The organism is Cetobacterium sp. (assembly GCF_048470075.1).
In the GTDB taxonomy this organism is placed as follows: Bacteria; Fusobacteriota; Fusobacteriia; order Fusobacteriales; family Fusobacteriaceae; genus Cetobacterium_A.
This window is the reverse complement of the sequence record NZ_DBGBQB010000359.1, coordinates 1-17,845: the sequence shown is the minus strand read 5'-3', so window position 1 is coordinate 17,845 and position 17,845 is coordinate 1. Positions and strand designations below refer to the sequence as shown.

The 17,845-nt window shown below is 33.1% G+C and carries 16 protein-coding genes; 7 read left to right on the top strand and 9 right to left on the bottom strand.

Features of this window, described 5'->3' with window-relative positions; genetic code table 11:
• Positions 1 to 12: 12 nt before the first annotated feature.
• The 9 genes from clpX to rimP form a co-directional block, all read right to left on the bottom strand.
• Positions 13 to 1,260, bottom strand: a complete 1,248-nt coding sequence (clpX, locus tag ACMOUI_RS12500; RefSeq protein ID WP_418966024.1) for an ATP-dependent Clp protease ATP-binding subunit ClpX — start codon at positions 1,258 to 1,260, stop codon at positions 13 to 15.
• An 11-nt stretch (positions 1,261 to 1,271) separates the two neighbouring features.
• The gene (gene clpP / locus ACMOUI_RS12495; RefSeq protein ID WP_418966023.1) at positions 1,272 to 1,847 is read right to left on the bottom strand and encodes an ATP-dependent Clp endopeptidase proteolytic subunit ClpP; all 576 of its coding nucleotides are present in this window, start codon (positions 1,845 to 1,847) and stop codon (positions 1,272 to 1,274) included.
• A 131-nt stretch (positions 1,848 to 1,978) separates the two neighbouring features.
• Positions 1,979 to 3,265 carry a trigger factor gene (tig, locus tag ACMOUI_RS12490; protein WP_418966022.1) on the bottom strand — a complete coding sequence of 429 codons (1,287 nt, stop codon included), beginning with the start codon at positions 3,263 to 3,265 and terminating at the stop codon, positions 1,979 to 1,981.
• A gap of 34 nt (positions 3,266 to 3,299) precedes the next feature.
• Complete coding sequence (recJ, locus tag ACMOUI_RS12485; RefSeq protein WP_418966021.1) at positions 3,300 to 5,000, bottom strand: single-stranded-DNA-specific exonuclease RecJ; 1,701 nt, start codon at positions 4,998 to 5,000, stop codon at positions 3,300 to 3,302.
• Positions 5,001 to 5,004: 4 nt separating this feature from the next.
• Entirely contained in the window at positions 5,005 to 5,361 is a 357-nt protein-coding gene (rbfA, locus tag ACMOUI_RS12480; protein ID WP_418966020.1) for a 30S ribosome-binding factor RbfA, read from the bottom strand.
• Positions 5,362 to 5,378: 17 nt separating this feature from the next.
• A complete protein-coding gene (infB, locus tag ACMOUI_RS12475; protein ID WP_418966019.1) occupies positions 5,379 to 7,547 on the bottom strand; it encodes a translation initiation factor IF-2 in 2,169 nt (722 codons plus the stop codon).
• Between the two features lie 24 nt (positions 7,548 to 7,571).
• On the bottom strand, positions 7,572 to 8,096 hold the full coding sequence (locus ACMOUI_RS12470; RefSeq protein ID WP_418966018.1) for a DUF448 domain-containing protein: 525 nt from the start codon (positions 8,094 to 8,096) through the stop codon (positions 7,572 to 7,574).
• A complete protein-coding gene (gene nusA / locus ACMOUI_RS12465) occupies positions 8,089 to 9,195 on the bottom strand; it encodes a transcription termination factor NusA (protein WP_418966017.1) in 1,107 nt (368 codons plus the stop codon). The genes ACMOUI_RS12470 and nusA overlap by 8 nt, the downstream gene beginning before the upstream one ends.
• Positions 9,196 to 9,233: 38 nt before the next feature.
• The gene (gene rimP / locus ACMOUI_RS12460) at positions 9,234 to 9,695 is read right to left on the bottom strand and encodes a ribosome maturation factor RimP (protein ID WP_418966054.1); all 462 of its coding nucleotides are present in this window, start codon (positions 9,693 to 9,695) and stop codon (positions 9,234 to 9,236) included.
• Positions 9,696 to 10,052: 357 nt separating this feature from the next.
• Here rimP and glmS point away from each other — a divergent pair, with 357 nt between their 5' ends.
• The 7 genes from glmS (at position 10,053) to citF (ending at position 17,523) form a co-directional block, all read left to right on the top strand.
• Complete coding sequence (gene glmS / locus ACMOUI_RS12455) at positions 10,053 to 10,466, top strand: methylaspartate mutase subunit S (RefSeq protein ID WP_418966016.1); 414 nt, start codon at positions 10,053 to 10,055, stop codon at positions 10,464 to 10,466.
• A 40-nt stretch (positions 10,467 to 10,506) separates the two neighbouring features.
• Entirely contained in the window at positions 10,507 to 11,913 is a 1,407-nt protein-coding gene (glmL, locus tag ACMOUI_RS12450) for a methylaspartate mutase accessory protein GlmL (protein WP_418966015.1), read from the top strand.
• A 22-nt stretch (positions 11,914 to 11,935) separates the two neighbouring features.
• The gene (locus ACMOUI_RS12445) at positions 11,936 to 13,393 is read left to right on the top strand and encodes a methylaspartate mutase subunit E (RefSeq protein ID WP_418966014.1); all 1,458 of its coding nucleotides are present in this window, start codon (positions 11,936 to 11,938) and stop codon (positions 13,391 to 13,393) included.
• A gap of 89 nt (positions 13,394 to 13,482) precedes the next feature.
• A complete protein-coding gene (locus tag ACMOUI_RS12440; protein WP_418966013.1) occupies positions 13,483 to 14,724 on the top strand; it encodes a methylaspartate ammonia-lyase in 1,242 nt (413 codons plus the stop codon).
• Between the two features lie 80 nt (positions 14,725 to 14,804).
• Positions 14,805 to 15,065 (top strand): citrate lyase acyl carrier protein, encoded by a 261-nt coding sequence (gene citD, locus ACMOUI_RS12435; RefSeq protein WP_418966012.1) that lies wholly within the window; start codon positions 14,805 to 14,807, stop codon positions 15,063 to 15,065.
• 27 nt (positions 15,066 to 15,092) lie between these two features.
• A complete protein-coding gene (locus ACMOUI_RS12430) occupies positions 15,093 to 15,965 on the top strand; it encodes an HpcH/HpaI aldolase/citrate lyase family protein (protein WP_418966011.1) in 873 nt (290 codons plus the stop codon).
• Positions 15,966 to 15,984: 19 nt separating this feature from the next.
• Positions 15,985 to 17,523: a citrate lyase subunit alpha gene (gene citF, locus ACMOUI_RS12425; protein ID WP_418966010.1), complete on the top strand. Its 1,539-nt coding sequence runs from the start codon at positions 15,985 to 15,987 to the stop codon at positions 17,521 to 17,523.
• Positions 17,524 to 17,845 lie beyond the last annotated feature (322 nt).

Here is a 17,845-nt window from a genome sequence, read left to right as displayed (position 1 = left end):
CGTAATCACTCCTTAATGTTCAATTTTAACTTTTGTAGAATCTTGAATTGAATCAGCGGTAATTGTAACCTTTTTTATAGTTTTATCAGAAGGAATCTCAAACATAAGGTTAGTCATTATATTCTCTATAATCGATCTAAGACCTCTTGCTCCGATTTTTCTTTCTAAAGCTAAAGCTGCAATTTTTTTAAGCGCTTCATCTTCAAATTCAAGGTTAACATTTTCCATCTCAAAGAATTTTTGATACTGTTTTACAATAGAATTTTTAGGTTCTGATAAGATTTTAATAAGAGCAGTTTCATCTAGAGGAGATAGTGTAGAAATAACAGGAAGTCTTCCTACTAACTCTGGAATGATTCCCTGTTTAACTAAATCCTCTGGTAGAACTTTACCTAAAAGTTCTATCTCTTTTTCAGTTTCAATAGCATCTTGAGAAGCACCAAAACCAAGAACTTTTTTATTAGTTCTAGATTTAATAATTTTTTCCATACCTTCAAAAGCTCCACCAACTATAAATAAAATATTTGTAGTATCAATCTCTATAAGCTCTTGATTAGGATGTTTTCTTCCACCTTGTGGTGGAACCTGAGATTTTGTACCTTCAATAATTTTTAAAAGAGCCTGTTGAACCCCTTCTCCTGAAACATCTCTAGTGATAGAAACGTTTTCAGATTTTCTTGCAATTTTATCAATCTCATCTATATAAATAATACCTCTTTCAGCGGCCTCAACATTGTAGTCAGCAGCTTGAAGAAGTCTAACTAGAACATTTTCAACGTCATCTCCCACATACCCTGCTTCAGTCAGTGTTGTAGCGTCAGCAATTGCAAAAGGAACGTGTAGTGTTCTAGCAAGAGTTTGTGCTAAAAGTGTTTTTCCTGAACCAGTAGGTCCAATTAGAAGTACATTTGATTTTTGTAATTCAACATCTTTACTACCTTGATCTTTGTGCATAATTCTTTTATAGTGATTATAGACAGAAACAGCTAAAACTTTTTTACTTTCATCCTGTCCAATAACATATTCATCTAGTTTTTCTTTAATCTCTTTAGGTGTTGGAAGCTCTATTCCAGTTAAAGAGTGGTTTGAAGATTCAGGTGAATGCTTTTCTCCGTAGTATATATCATTTTCATAACCTAGCATATCAAAACATGTTTCGATACACTCGTCGCAAATAAACGCTCCATCGATACCAGAGAAAAGTTTTGAAACTTCATCTTGTCCTCTTCCACAAAAAGAGCAATGTTCTTTTTTGTTCATCTTTTCCCTCCTTATCTAATAAAAACATGGTCTATTAAACCAAACTCTTTAGCCTCTTCAGCACTCATAAAGTTATCTCTTTCAGTTGCAGTCATAATATCTTCAACTGTTTTATTTGTATTTTTGCTTAAAATTTTAGAAGTTAAATCCTTCATTCTTAAGATTTCTTTAGCTTGAATTTCAATATCAGTAGCTTGACCTTTAGCTCCTCCAAGAGGTTGATGGATCATAATTCTAGAATTTTCAAGAGAATATCTCTTTCCTTTAGCACCTGCTGAAAGTAATAAAGCCCCCATACTCGCAGCCTGACCAATACAAACTGTCTGTACATCAGGTTTAATGTAATTCATAGTATCATAGATTGCCATACCAGAAGTTATAACTCCTCCAGGACTATTTATATACATAATTATATCTTTATTGGGATCTTCAGCTTCTAAAAATAGGAGTTGAGCAACAATTGCGTTAGCTATTTGATCATCAATTTCGCTACCTAAAAATATAATTCTATCTTTAAGAAGTCTTGAATAGATGTCATAGGCTCTTTCACCTTTTCCTGTGTTTTCAATAACTGTTGGACTGTACATTTTTTTCCCTCCTTTAAAAACTCGGTTTAAAAATTTAAAGTTAAATACTTAAAATATTTAGGTATTTAACACTAATTTTTAATTAAAGTAGTATTGAGTAGAGATAAAACTCTACTCAATACAAATTTTTATTACTTTGCGTTGTTAACGATAACTTCTACAGCTTTTTGAGCTAAGCTCTCTGTTTTTAAGCTATGGTTGAACTCATCTAAATTAGAGTTTTTGTTTAATTCAGCCTCTAATTGCTCTTTAGTCATTCCATACATTTTAGCAATCTCTTCAACTTTAGCGTTTAACTCTTCAGCAGTAACCTCTAAGTTCTCAGCTTTAGCGATAGCTTCTAAAACAAGGTCAACTTGAACTTTGTTATGAGCCATTGGAGCAATTTGGTTGAAAGCTTGCTCTTTAGTCATTCCAGTCATTTTTAAGTATTGGTCAAGGTCCATTCCTTGCATAGCTAATTGTTGGTTCATCTCAGCCATTCTGTTCTCTACTTCTCTAACTACCATAGATTTAGGAACATCAACTTTTGAATTAGCAACTACTTTTTGGATTAATTTTCCAACAAAGTTGTTTTGAATTCTAGCTTCCTCTCTAGCAGTAATCTCAGCAGTTTTCTTAGCTTTTAAATCCTCTACAGATTCAAATCCAGCTTCTTTAGCGAACTCTTCAGTTAACTCTGGCTTTGCTAAAGTTTTGATAGAGTTTATTTTTACTTTGAATGTTGCAGGTTTTCCAGCTAAAGCTTCAGCGTGGTACTCAGCAGGGAATGTTACGTTAACTTCTCCCTCTTGTCCTACAGTGTATCCAACTAATTGATCCTCAAATGTATCGATAAACATTTTTGATCCTAATTTTAATTGGTGAGAATCAGCTTTTCCACCTTCGAATGGAACACCATCAACAAATCCTTCAAAAGCAAGGTCAACAGTATTACCCATCTCAGCTTTGTGTCCTTCTGGAGCATCCTCTAATTTAGATTTTGCATTTAACATATTTTCAATCTCTTTGTTTAAAAGGTCATCTGTCATTTGGAAAGACTCTTTTTCAACCTCTAAACCTTTGTACTCTCCTAAAGTTACTTCAGGGTAAACATCAACTTTAAATGTTAATTCAAGTGTATCTTTCATATCAGCAACAAGATCGTAAATGAAACTTACTGGAGCGATTTTTTCTTCAGCAACGATTTTCTCAAAGTTTGCTTTAAGAACAGATTCAACAACCTCTTCTTTTATAGCATCTGCGAAAGCAGCTTCAACTTTATTTAATGGAGCATGTCCTTTTCTAAATCCAGGTACCTCTACTTTAGTAGCTAAAGTTTTTACAACCTCTGATTTAATTGGTGATAACTCTTCAGCTGTTAAAGTAACTTTAATCTCAACTGCTGAGTGTTCGATTTTTTTTAATTCGTGTTTCATCATTTCCTCCTTAAAGTATTTATGTATTAATGTCTTAAATCTTATGAGACTTAAGATCTTTTAAACGAAATTGATAATATTCCTCTCCTCTGTTAACAATTTTTTCAGGATAGTAAACAATGTCATAGAGCATATCTTTACTATTTTTATGTAACTTTGAACTTAAATCAAATGCTACAAGAGGATAGGACTTGCCATTTTTTAATAGGAAACCATTAAAGTGTCTATTTTCAATGCCAAAAAATTTTGTATCTATAATTTTAACTCCTCTATCTAAAAAATAGGGATGTTTATTTTCAAGGCCAAAGGGACCTAGTTTTTTAATATCACTAATAGTATTTTTATTTATCTTATCAATAGCTAACTCTAAATCGATCTCTAAGAATTTAGGTTGATTGATATTGTGTTCATGAACTTGAATCTCCTGCTGAAATAGAAGTTCAATTTCAGGGAGATTTTTTTCCTCAGCAATAAAGCCTGCAGCTAAATCATGACCACCAAAACGTATTAGTTTATTTTCAATAAGTTTTAAAATATTGAAAATATTTACACCAGGAATACTTCTACATGAAGCTTTAGCAATTCCATCTTTCAATGAAATCATAGCTACTGGTAGATTATATTTTACACTTAATCTAGAAGCGACTACCCCTATAACACCAGGATGCCATCTTTCAGATGCAACAAAAATATATTTTAAATTATCTTTATTAATTTTCTGTTGTATCATTTTGTTTGCTTCATCAAATATCATTCTTTCAAGTTCTCTTCTTTGCTTATTGGCTTTTTTCATCTCTTCAATGATGTTGTATATTTCAAAATCATCTGTCTTCATAAAAAAGTCAGCGCCTAATTTTGAATTTCCAAGTCTTCCTAAAGAGTTAATTAAAGGAGAAACAAAATAACTAATATCTGTTGTACTGATATCTTTATTATAAAGTTTTAAATATTTCATAAGATAGATCAGTCCCTTAATCTTTGTGTTCTTAAGAGTTTCCAATCCTCTACTTATAATAATTCTATTTTCATCAAACATAGGAACTACGTCAGCGACAGTTCCTATCATAATAACATCCATAAATTGATATAATTTAGAGAAATCTTCATTTAGATATGAGTAAACTCCCTGAGCAACTTTTAAAGCAACTCCAGCTCCAGCTAGAAATTTGAATTTATAATTGTCACTTAACTTAGGGTTGATGAAGAGGATATTATCCTCCTCCTCATCTTTAACACTTTTATGATGGTCAGTAACAATGACTTCAATTCCAAGACTTCTAGCATATTCCACATCTTCATAGGAATTAACTCCTGTATCAACAGTAATTACTAGTTTTCCAGAATTTTTATGGATAAAATCAACAGTTTTTTTATCAAGTCCATATCCTTCATCCATTCTATTAGGAATATAGTAATCAATATCAATTCCAATCTCTCTAAAAGCTAATACAAGGAAGATAGCGGCAGTTATTCCATCCACGTCATAATCTCCATAGATAAATAACTTATCACCGTTATTTTTCGCTGAAACTATTTTATCTACAACTTTATCCATCATTTCAAAATCAAAAGGATTCCGAAACTTGCTTATAGATGGATTAAGAAAGTTATCCACATCCTCTTTTTCTAAAAAGCCCTTTTTTAAAAGTAAAGTAGCTAAAAATTTAGAAACATTCCATTGACTAGCCTTAGTTTCAATAAGATTTTCAGATACTGTCTTATATTCCCAGTGCATAAAATTATCCTTTTAAGCTATCAAGTAACTGGGAGATTTTAATAGCATGTTCTATAGTATCATCCAGTTTTATTCTAATATCAGGAGTATATCTTAAGGCTAGTTCTTCAGATACTCTTTTTCTAAGAAAACCTTTAATTTCATTCAATCCTTCTAAAACTTCATTTTTATTAACTGTTCCACCAGCTATTGGCATAATACTAAAGTATAGGTCAGCAAATTTTAAATCTTCAGTAACTCTAACATTAGTAACAGAAACCATAGCTTTTTTTAGTTTTGGGTTCTTAATCTCTTCAAATAGACATTTAGAAACAACTCTTGAAACCTCTTTTTCTATTGCAGCTAATCTTTTTTTATTCATAATAAATCACCTACTTTTTACTTTAAAGTTCTTTTTACTTCAATAATATCAAATGCTTCTACGATATCTCCCTCTTTAATATCGTTGAAGTTTTCTATACCTAAACCACACTCTTGACCTGCAACAACCTCTTTAGCGTCATCCTTATATCTCTTAAGAGTATTAAGTTTTCCTTCGTAAACAATAACACCATTTCTTAATATTCTGATGTTTGACTCTTTTCTAACCTTACCGTCAACTACAACACAACCAGCAACATTTCCAACCTTAGATACTTTAAACACTTTTTTAATCTCAATTCTTCCAGAATACATCTCTTTGAATTCAGGATCAAGCATACCAGTTAATGCTTTCTCAATATCCTCAGTGATATGGTAGATGATATTAGAAGTTCTGATCTCTACACCATTAGAGTCAGCTTCTTTTAAAGCGTTAGTTGTAGGTCTAACATTAAATCCGATTATGATAGCGTTTGAAGCTTCAGCAAGTTTAACGTCACTCTCTGTAATAGCTCCAGATGCAGCTTGAATTATGTTAACAATAACCTCTTCGTGAGAAAGTTTTAATAGAGAGTCTCTTAAAGCTTCAACAGATCCTCTAGAATCAGCTCTTAGGATAAGATTAAGTTCTTTAACGTTTGCATTATCCATCTGTTGAGAAAGTGTCTCAAGAGAGATAGATTTTCTACTAACTTCAGCAATCTTTCTTTCTTTAGCCATCTCTTCAACAATTCTCTTAGCGTGTTGCTCATTTTGGATAACATAGAATGTATCTCCTGCAGATGGAACATCATTAAATCCAATAATTTCAATTGGTTGAGAAACAGTTGCAACCTGTACTTTAGCTCCTAAATCATTAACTAGAGCTCTAACTTTTCCCATAGACTCTCCAGCAACGATAACCTCTCCTATTTTTAATGTTCCCTCTTGAATTAGAACGTCAGCTATAGGACCAACTTTAGGGTCTAGTCTTGATTCTAAAACAATACCTTTTGCTCTTTTCTTAGGGTTAGCTTTTAATTCTAAAATTTCTGAAGTAATTAGAATTGTATCTAAAAGAGTATCTAAGTTTAATTTAGCTTTAGCAGAAACTTCAACAAACTCAGTATCCCCTCCCCATTCAACAGAAACAAGTCCATGCTCCATTAACTCTTGCTTAACTCTCATAGGGTTAGCTTCAGGTTTATCGATTTTGTTAATAGCAACTATAATAGGTACATTTGCAGCCTTAGCGTGAGATAAAGCTTCAATTGTTTGAGGCATAACTCCATCATCAGCAGCAACAACAAGAATTGCAATATCAGTAACTTGAGCTCCTCTAGCTCTCATATCAGTAAATGCCTCGTGACCAGGAGTGTCAACGAAAGTTATTTTTCTACCAGCTTTATTAATTTGGTAAGCTCCAATCTTTTGTGTGATTCCTCCAGCCTCTCCAGAAGCTACAGATGTTGTTCTTATAGCGTCAAGTAAAGATGTCTTTCCATGGTCAACGTGTCCCATGATTGTTATAACTGGAGCTCTTTCAACAAGATCCTCAGGTTTATCAATAATTTCAAGAGCAAACTTATCTCCGAAATCTAATTCAATCTCTTCCTCTTCCTCAACTAGAGCGTCATAGTCCATAGCTAACTCCTCTGCTAGTTCAAAAGATATAGGGCTGTTGATTGTTAACATCTGACCCTTTAAGAAAAGCTTTTTAATAAGTTCAGAACTTCCAACCCCAAGTCTATCAGCGAAGTCACCAAGAGTGATCTCCCCTCTGATTTTGATGATTTTCATTCCATCCTCTTCGATAATTTCAGGTCCTTGCTCAGCTTTCTTTACTACGAAATCAGCTCTTCTTCCTTTTTTTCTTTTTTTTGATTTTCCCTCTTCTTTAGAGTTCTCATCACCACTTTTATTTTTGTTTTTATTTTTACTCTTCTTTGCAGTATGATTCTCCTCTACAAAATCATCTACATCATTAAAATCCATATTCTTTTTCATTGTTTCCTCCTCTATAAAAACATTGTTAGAAACAACATTATCATTTTTTTTAGCAAAATACGCCGTGGCAATTTTTTCTTGCTCAGCAGTTAATCCAGCTAGATGTGAGTGTACATCAATTCCAATATTGTTTAAAATATCTAAAAACTCTTTATTCTCAAAACCATATTTTTTAGCTAATTCGTGTACTCTTATTTTCATAAAATCCAGACACCTCCAAATAGCCTAATCTATCAAACCCCTTGCAACTTTTTTATTTTTTATGGCAATAACATTGACCTCATCTTTGTTAAATATCTCACCAAGTTGTGTTTTATCTCCAAAATGAACATAAGGAATGTTGAATTCCTTAGCTTTTGCAATTAATTTTTTGTCATTTTTCTCACTGATATCTTCGGCGATTATTAGAAAATGAATATGTTCTATATCTTCCATAACCATATTGATACCAAAAGTTAGATGTTCAGAGTTTTTCATTGCCTTTAAAATATTTAAGTAATCTTTTGATTGTTTCTTTAAAAGATTTACCATAGAAAGTAGATCTTCCATTTTTAGGCTATATTTTTTATTTTTTGAAATACGTTTAATACATTCATGAGTTTTACAAACATAGATAGCTCTAGCTTGGAGTTTTTGCTTTTCATCAAATGAATAGTTGTTATCATTTATTTTAGCGATTCTAAAAAGATCGCTTTTATCCTTTTTTTCTCTACAAACTACACAAGTTCTTTCTGGAGTATGACTAAGCATTTTCTTCCTCATCTAAAACAGCAGTATTGTTTTCTGTTTCAGCTTTAAAAGAATCAACTGTTTTAATGTCAACTCTCATACCAGTTAATTTAGCAGCAAGTCTAGCATTTTGTCCATTTTTACCAATAGCTAAAGAAAGTTGTGAATTCTCAACTAAAACCCTAGCGGTAGCTCCCTCTTCAAGAACCTCAACACTGATAACTTTAGCTGGGCTAAGAACTGCAGAAACAAACTCTTCTACATCCTCTTTCCAAACAACGATATCTATTTTTTCTCCATTTAATTCATTTACAATGTTTCTAATTCTTAGACCTTTTTGTCCAATACATGCTCCAACAGTATCGATATTCTCATCTGCTGAATAAACAGCAACTTTAGCTCTAGAACCAGCTTCTCTAGCAACTGATTTAATCTCAATAACTCCTTCAGCAATCTCTGGAATCTCTAATTCAAATAACTTTTTTAATAGCCCTTCATTTTTTCTAGAAATAACTATTTTAGGGAACTTATTTGTTTTTTCAACTTCAGCTACATAAACTTTAATTCTTTCACCAACTCTGTAAACGTCTGCTGGTGATTGCTCCGCAGTTGTTAAAATAGCTTCGCATCCATCAAACTCGATAAAAATATTTCTCTTTTCATCAATTCTTCTAATAATACCAGTGATGATATCATGCTCTTTTACTTTGAACTTGTCAAAGATATTTTGTCTCTCAGCTTCTCTAACTTTTTGTATAACGATTTGTTTACCATTTTGGATTGCATTTCTTCTAAACTCTTCACAGTTAACTTCAAGTTTAATAACGTCTCCAACTTTAACTCTCTTGTGACCAGCCTCAGCAGCATCTTCAACAGAAACCTCTAAAGCAGCATCGTATAAATCTTCAGCAGTAACAACAGTTTTTATTTCAAAAACCTTTACTTCACCAGTGGATCTATTGATTTCAACCTCAACATTCTCCTCTTCTCCATAGTGCTTTTTATATGCTGCTAGCATAGCTTGCTCCACTGCTTCAAGAAGACTCTCTTTGTTTATTCCTTTTTCTTTTTCAAGCTGCTCAAGAGCTTCTAAAAAGATTTTTCCATCCTTACTTTTCATAATGGGTTTTCCTCCTAACTATAACTAAATAATATTAATTAAATATCACTAAAATCAAAGACAATATTAGCTTTTTTTATCTCTTTAAAAGGTATCTCTAAAGTTTCATTTTTAACTTTTAAATAAAGTGTATCCTCTTTAAAATCCTCTATAATACCCTCGAAATTTTTATTGTCGTTAAGTTTATGTTTTAAACTTACTTTAATTTTTTCACCGTTGAATCTTATAAAGTCAGCCTCTTTTTTTAAAGGTCTTTCAACTCCAGGAGAGGAAACCTCTAAGAAGAATTTGTGTGGGATTAAAGCATCAACAGCTTCATCAATCTCATTACTAAGAGAACCACAATCTTCAAGAGTGATATCTCCATCAGGTTTTTCAATAAAGATACGCACATAAAGGTATCCACCCTCTTGCATATACTCCAGATCAACTAAGTCCACTCCTCTTTTTTCGATAGCAGGAGCTACAATCTTTTCTATTTTTAAAAGAGTTTCTTCCATCTCTCTTTTATCAAGTCTTATCATAAATTTCACCTCTTTCCAAATAAAAACTATAAAGAAAGAGTGGGATTTCCCCACTCTTGTCAGCTCTAGTATAAATTATCCAAATAGAGTATAGCATAGTTATAAAAAAAAATCAATGAAATCATGTGATTCAGTATAGATAGATATATTAATGTAGAAAAAAGTTTAAAAAATATCTTCAGTTATGAATGATAAGAATATATTTTATAAATAGTTAAAAAATCAATGATATAAATTTATTATTTCTGTTGTGTTTTTTCAAAACGTAGTGTATAAAATATATTATAAAAGTTTGTTTTTTATAGGAAAAAAAATAGTGAGGTGTTATTTTCAATGAAAAATGGAAAGAAAGTAGTAATTGGTGTAATTGGTTCTGACTGTCATGCAGTAGGAAATAAAATTATTCACCATGTATTAGAGAGCAACGGATTTGAAGTAATCAATATAGGAGTTTTATCGCCGCAAATTGATTTCATTAATGCTGCAGTAGAAACAAAGGCAGATGCAATTATCGTTTCATCTTTATACGGACATGGAGAATTGGACTGTCAGGGTATGAGAGAGAAGTGTGAAGAAGCTGGATTAAAAGACATACTACTTTATGTAGGAGGAAACATTGTTGTTGGAAAACAAGAGTGGTCTGATGTAGAAGCTAGATTCAAGGCTATGGGATTCAATAGAGTGTACAGACCAGGAACTCCAATTGAACTTACAACTGAGGATTTAAAAGCAGATTTAGGAATCTAATAAGCTAAATCTAAAAAAATAAAGAAAAGAGATGGTTTCTATGAAATGTTATCTAACTATTGACTTTGGTAGTACATATACAAAGTTAACAGCGATAGATTTAGTAGGAGAAAGAATTCTGGCAACTGCTAAAGATATAACGACAGTAGAAGATGATATAATGATTGGTTTTGACAAAGCTTACGCAAAACTTGTTAAAGAGATTGAAAAAGAGATTCCAATATCACAAGTTGAATTTGTTGATAAAATAGCATGTTCATCAGCAGCTGGTGGATTGAAAATGGTTGCAATCGGATTGGTTCCAGAACTAACAGCTGAAGCGGCAAAAAAAGCGGCTTTAGGTGCAGGGGCAAGAGTTATGAAAACATACTCATATGAATTAAACTCTCGTGAGATGGAGGAGATAAAAAACTCTCCTGTGGATATAGTTCTTTTAGCTGGTGGAACTGATGGTGGAAACAAAGATTGTATCATACACAATGCTAGATTGATAGTTGAGCATGATATTAGAAAACCAATTGTTGTAGCAGGAAATAAAGCGGCATCAGATGAAATAGAAAAAATATTTTCTGAAGCAAAAATGGACTATTATATGGCAGACAATGTTATGCCAAAAATAAATAAGCTTAATGTTGAACCTGCTCGTGAAGAAATTAGAAAAGTATTTATGAATAAAATAATAGAAGCAAAAGGAATGAAAAAGGCTGAAAGTTTTATAAGTGGAATATTGATGCCTACTCCAGCAGCGGTACTAAAGGCAGCAGAGGTACTATCGGAAGGAACAGATGAAGAGGATGGTATAGGAGACCTAATAATAGTTGATATTGGTGGAGCTACTACTGATATACACTCTATTGGAAAAGGGGATCCAACAAAACCAGGAGTTCTGTTAAAAGGATTGGAAGATCCTGTTGCTAAGAGAACTGTTGAGGGAGATTTAGGAATGAGATATTCAGCAATCTCTTTATTGGAAGCAGCTGGAACTAGAAAAATAAGAAATTATTTAAATGATGTAGATAAAAAATGGGATGTAAAAGGTCATTGTAATTATAGACACAATCATATAAAAATGGTTCCTCAAACAGAAGAGGAGATTTTATTTGATGAAGCGATGGCTAAAGTAGCCACTGAGCTTTCTATGACGAGACACTGTGGAGTTTTAGAGTGTATATACACTCCTATGGGAACTATGTTTAACCAAAGTGGGAAAGATCTTTTAAATGCACCATATATAATAGGAACTGGGGGAGTAATCGTTCATAGTGAAGATCCGAGAGGGATTTTAGAGGCTGGAAAATTTAAACCAGAAGAACCGATATATTTAAAACCAGAAAACCCAAAGTTTATGGTAGATAAAACATATATCCTATCATCTATGGGATTGTTAGCTCAAAAAGAGCCTGACTTAGCGATAAAAATAATGAAAAAATATCTGATTGAAGTATAAGTTTTGAGGAGGAATCTGATCAATGAATTTAAAATTTAAAAAATGGACTGATGAAGAGTTCTTTAAAGTAAGAGAAGAGGTTTTAAAGCAGTGGCCAACTGGAGCAGACGTAGATTTAGAGGAAGCTGTGGCTTATCATAAAGCTTTACCTGAGCATAAGAACTTTGCTAAAAAATTAATGGATGCAAAAGCAAAAAATATAACTTTAGCTCAACCAAGAGCAGGAGTTGCTTTAATAGAGCAACACATTGAGTTATTAAACTTCCTAGATAAAGAGGGAGGAGCAGATTTATTACCATCTACAATAGATTCTTACACAAGACAAAATAAATATGAGAACTGTGAAAAAGGTATTGAGGAGTCTAAAAAAGCTGGAAGATCACTATTAAATGGATTCCCAGGTGTAAACCATGGAGTTAAAGGTTGTAGAGAGGTTGTAGAAGCAGTAAACTTACCATTACAGATGAGACATGGAACTCCAGATGCTAGATTATTAGCAGAGATTATGTTAGCTGCTGGATATACATCAAACGAGGGTGGAGGAATATCTTATAACATCCCTTATGCAAAATCAGTAAGCTTAGAGCAAACAATAAGAGATTGGCAATATTGTGATAGATTAGTTGGATGGTATGAAGAGCAAGGAGTTTCTCTAAATAGAGAACCATTTGGACCATTAACAGGAACATTAGTTCCTCCATCAATTTCAAATGCTGTTCAAATTATTGAGTGTTTATTAGCTGCTGAGCAAGGAGTTAAAAATATCACTTTAGGATATGGACAATGTGGAAACTTAGTACAAGACGTTGCGGCAGTAAGAGCAATGATGGAGCAAGCAGAGGAGTATTGTAAAGAGTTCGGTTATGAAAATATGCAATTGACATCTGTATTCCACCAATGGATGGGAGGATTCCCAGAAGATGAGGCTAAAGCGTTTGGAGTTATTTCAAATGGAGCTTCAGCAGCAGCATTAGCAGGAGCTACAAAAGTTATCGTAAAAACACCTCACGAAGCTATTGGAGTACCAACAAAAGAGGCTAATGCAATGGGAATTAGAGCTACAAAAATGGTATTAAACTTACTAAGAGGACAAAGATTACCAAACTCTGAGGAAGTTCAATTTGAAAAAGATATGATAAAAAGAGAAGTTAAGCAAATTATAGATAAAGTATTAGAGTTAGGAAATGGAGATTTAGCAGTTGGAACTGTTAAGGCATTTGAGCAAGGAGTTTTAGATATTCCATTTGCACCATCTAAATACAATGCAGGAAAAATGTTACCAGCAAGAGATAACAATGGAATGATCAGATACTTAAACGCTGGAAACCTACCATTATCTGACGATATAAAAGCTTTCCACACTGCTAAGTTACAAGAGAGAGCAGACTTTGAAGGAAGACCAATAAGCTTCCAAATGACAGTAGACGATATATTTGCTGTTGGAAAAGGAACATTAATTGGAAGACCAGAAGTAAAATAGTTTCTATAAAATAAAAAGATTATTAAAGTTTGATTTATTATAAAAGTTAGGGAGAGAAATCTCCCTTATAAAAATCAGGAGGAATTAAAATGAGAATAGTTGATGTAGTATGTTCAGCAGGAAAAACAGGTTTCTACTTTGATGACCAAAGAGCTATAAAAAAAGGAGCAGGGCATGATGGTTTCGCTTATGTTGGAGAGCCAGTAACAGAAGGGTTCACTTCAATCAGACAAGCTGGAGAAGCAATCTCTGTACAGTTAATTTTAGAAGATGGTCAAGTAGCATTTGGAGATTGTGCAGCAGTACAATATTCTGGTGCGGGAGGAAGAGATCCATTATTCCTAGCTAAAGATTTTATTCCAGTAATTGAGAAAGAGATCGCTCCAAAACTAATTGGAAAAGAGTTAGATAACTTCAAATCATTAGCTGAAGAGTTCGATGGAATGTTATTAGATGGAAAAAGATTACATACTGCTATAAGATATGGAATCACTCAAGCTTTATTAGATGCTGTAGCAAAAGCTAGAAAAGTAACTATGGCTGAAGTTATCCAAAAAGACTATAATACAGGTTTAGAAATTACAAAAAGACCTATATTTACTCAATCAGGAGATAACAGATACGAGAATGCAGACAAGATGATTATAAAATCTGCTGATGTTTTACCACATGCTTTAATAAATCATGTAGAAACAAAATTAGGTAAAAATGGAGAGTTATTACTTGAGTATGTTGGATGGTTAAGAGATAGAATTATCCACTTAAGAGACTCAGAAGACTATACTCCAATTTTACACATAGATGTATATGGAACAATCGGAGCAGCATTTGACTGTGATACAACAAAAATGGCAGATTACTTACAAACATTAGTGGATGCAGCAAAACCATTTAAGTTAAGAATAGAAGGTCCTATGGACGTAGAGGATAGAGATAAGCAAATCGAAGCTTTAGCAGCATTAACAGCTGAAGTTGATAGAAGAAACATGGGAATAGAGTTAGTTGCTGATGAGTGGTGTAATACTTATGAAGATATCGCAGCTTTCGCTGATGCTAAGGCTGGACACGTAGTTCAAATAAAAACTCCAGATTTAGGAGGAGTAAATAACATAGCAGATGCAATTCTTTACTGTAACAAAGTGGGAATTGGTTCTTACTGTGGAGGAACTTGTAACGAGACTAACAGATCAGCTGAGGTTACTACTAACATAGCTATGGCATGTGGAGCTCTTCAAGTTTTAGCAAAACCAGGAATGGGTGTTGACGAAGGATACATGATCGTATTCAACGAAATGAGCAGAGTAGAAGCTTTAGTAAACAGAAGAAAGTAATAGACTTTTAATTCTGGGAAAAGGTGGGGGTCTCCTACCTTTTCCTTTAATTTTATAGAAAATTCTAAGAGGTGAATAGAATGACAATAAATAAACCCACTAAATGTGGAACATTAGAGTCTAATGATATATTTATTATGTTAACTCCAAGTGAGAATGGAATAGTTATTGAGTTAGAAAGTGTTGTAGAGAAGCAATTTGGAAATCATATAAAAAAAGTTATTGAAGAGAAATTAAAAGAGATGGGAATTACATCCGTTTTGGTAAAAGCTCAGGATAAAGGAGCTTTAGATTATACAATAAGAGCTAGAATTGAGGGAGCTGTTAAAAGAGGTCGTTAAATATTCCTTTTAAGGTGAGGTGTTAGTGTGAAATTAAGAAGAACAATGCTATTTATGCCTGGAAATAATCCAGGGATGCTACAAACAGCAGATACATTTGGAGCAGATTCAGTAATATTTGATTTAGAGGATGCGGTTGCGTTAACAGAGAAGGATGCCGCAAGAATATTGGTAACAGAAGCTATGAAAACAATGAGTTATGGGGATACAGAGGTTGTAATAAGAATAAACCCACTGTCTTCACCATTTGCTATGACAGATATAGATAAAATGGCTAGATTAAAGCCAGATGCTATTTTACTTCCAAAGGCAACTCCAGAAGATATGGCAATTTTGGAGAAAGAGTTGGAGAGAATAGAGAAAGAAGAAGGGTTCGAGATAGGGACAATAAAGGTTCATGCCTTAGTGGAAACAGCTTATGGAGTAGAAACTGTCTATGAAACTATTAAATCCTCGGCTAGAATTCAAGCCGTTTTATTAGGTGGAGAGGATTTAGCAGCAGATTTAGCAGTTAAGAGAACAAAGGAATCAGACGAGCTATTCTACGCTAGAACAAAGGTTGTAAATGCGTGTAAGGCATTAAAAGTTGATGCAATAGATACACCTTTTACAGATACAAATGACTATGAAGGATTAGCGGCAGATTCGAGAAAAGCTAAAATGCTAGGATTCTCAGGAAAGTTAGCTATAAATCCAAGACAGATAGATACAATTCATGAAGTTTATTCTCCAACAAAGCAGGAGATAAATCATGCTTTAAGAGTTATGGCAGCAAAAGAGGAAGCTGAAAAAGAGGGGTTAGGAGTGTTCTCTTTAGATGGAAAAATGGTAGACCTTCCAATTATAAATAGAGCTATTCAAACTTTAGAGATTGCTGAAATGATTGGATTATTAGATTAATTTAAGGCGAGGTGTTCTAATGAAAAATATTTTAGGAAGAGAGATTCCTGAATTTATAGAGGGATATGGAGAGGTAAAACAATACAATGGATACCTTTCAAATACAGATGGAGTAATAAAAAAAGATTTTAAATTTAAAACTGTAACAGCTCAAGATTCTAAGCTACACACAGATTTAAATGAATTAATGAATAAATTACCTTTAAAAGATGGTATGGTAGTTTCTTTTCATCACCACCTAAGAAATGGAGATTTCGTTTTAAATATGGTGATGGAAGAGATAGCAAAAAGAGGTTATAAAGATATAACTATCGCTGCAAGTTCTATTTTCCCATGTCATAAGGGATTAGTAAAAATGATTGAAGATGGAGTTGTAACTCAAATATATGCAGCATATATATCTGGTCCTGTAGCAGAAGCTATATCACAGGGAAAATTAAAAAAACCAGCTGTTATGCATACTCATGGTGGAAGAGCTAGAATATTTGAATCTGGAGAGAGAACTATAGATATTGCATTTATGGCAGCTCCTACAAGTGATGAGTATGGAAATATAAATGGAGTAGATGGGAAATCAGCATGTGGAGCTTTAGGATATGCTCATACAGATGCGGAGTTAGCAAATATTGTTGTGGCAATAACTGATAATCTAGTGGAATATCCAAATACAACTATTGAAATAAATCAAACTTTAGTGGACTACGTTTTAGTTGTAGATGCAATAGGAGACCCAAAAGGTATTGTATCAGGAACAACTCAGATAACTAAAAATCCAATTGGATTAAAGGTTGCAGATTTAACAGCAAAATTTATTGAGGAATCTGGGTATTTAAAAAATGGAATGAGCTTCCAAACTGGAGCAGGTGGAATCTCATTGGCTGTGGCAGCTCAATTGAAAAATATAATGAAGCAAAAAGAGATATGTGGAAGTTTTGCTTCAGGTGGAATAACAGGATACATTGTTGATATGTATAAAGAGGGATTGTTTAAAGCTCTATTTGATGTACAGTGTTTTGATTTAGAGGCTATAAAGTCAGCTAAGGAAAACCCTGCACACATAACAATGTCAGCATCAATGTATGCCAATGCAAACAACAAAGGAGCAGTTGTAAATAAATTGGATGTTGTAATTTTAGGAGCGACAGAGATAGATACAAACTTTAACGTAAATGTTACAACAGGGTCTAATGGAGTTATAATGGGTGGATCAGGTGGTCACTCTGACACAGCTGCTGGATCAAAATTATGTATAATAGTATCACAATTAGTAAACTCTAGAATATCAGTTGTAAAGGATAAAGTTACAACTTTAACAACACCGGGAGAGACAGTAGATATTCTTGTAACAGAGAGAGGAATAGCTATAAACCCATTAAGAAAAGATCTTTTAGAAAGATTTAAAAACTCAAAACTTCCAATAAAAACAATAGAGGAGTTAAGAGAGATTGCTAAAAGCATGACAGGACAAGAAAATGATATTGAATTTGAAGAGGATATAGTTGCAGTTGTTGAATATAGAGATGGAACTGTTGTAGATACTATAAAAAAAATAAAATAAATCTTTAGTGGAGATACTAGTCTCCACTTTTTTTATTCCATATAGAATAAATTATTCTTAAAAAAACTAAAAAAACAAAATAAAAAATTCTTGATTTTAAATACGTATTGATGTAATATGTGTTTGTGAACTACCACCGCCCAAATAGAGGGCGGGGCTTCGTGGGAAGTATCTGACTCATTTCAGATATGTTAATCACGCTCTACGGGTAGTTCCTACCCTGATATATGTTTTAGTAAGCTAGTAGCTCTCTACCAACCTCACGAATATTTATACTGGCGTTTAGGTCTCTATCTATCTCTGAGTTACATTCATCACATTT